This is a genomic window from Christiangramia aestuarii, from assembly GCF_009735585.1.
Classification (GTDB): domain Bacteria; phylum Bacteroidota; class Bacteroidia; order Flavobacteriales; family Flavobacteriaceae; genus Christiangramia; species Christiangramia aestuarii.
The window spans coordinates 1-379 of record NZ_VJVW01000151.1; the positions used below are offsets into that span (position 1 = coordinate 1).

Annotated in this window: 1 protein-coding gene; it reads right to left on the reverse strand. The window is 72.0% G+C overall.

The window, feature by feature from the left end; translation table 11 throughout:
- The coding region (locus tag FLP08_RS17320) for an amidase family protein (protein ID WP_262885549.1) at positions 1 to 379 on the reverse strand (379 nt) is incomplete at both ends.

The window sequence follows — 379 nt, forward strand, 5'->3', positions numbered from 1 at the left end:
TTGCAGGCCGACCCTCAGGCCGCGCACCGACAGCGGCTCGGCGCTCCAGTCCAGCACTTCCGGCGGCAGGCTGGTGGCGTCGCGGGCGTCGGGCTGCGCGAGGTAGCGCATCAGCAGCAGGCAGTCGTCCATGCAGCGGGTCATCGGACCGGCGCAGCGACCGGTGTAGTAAGGGTCGATGGGGATCCGCCCGAGGCTTGGCTTGAAGCCCACCAGGCCGCACCAGCCCGCCGGCAGTCGCACCGAGCCGCCGATGTCGGTGCCCAGGTGCAGCGGTCCGTAGCCGGCGGCGGCCGCCGCTGCCGCGCCCGAACTGGAGCCGCCGGTATTGTTGGCCAGGTTCCAGGGATTGCGGGTGACTCCGTGGAAGCTGGAGAGG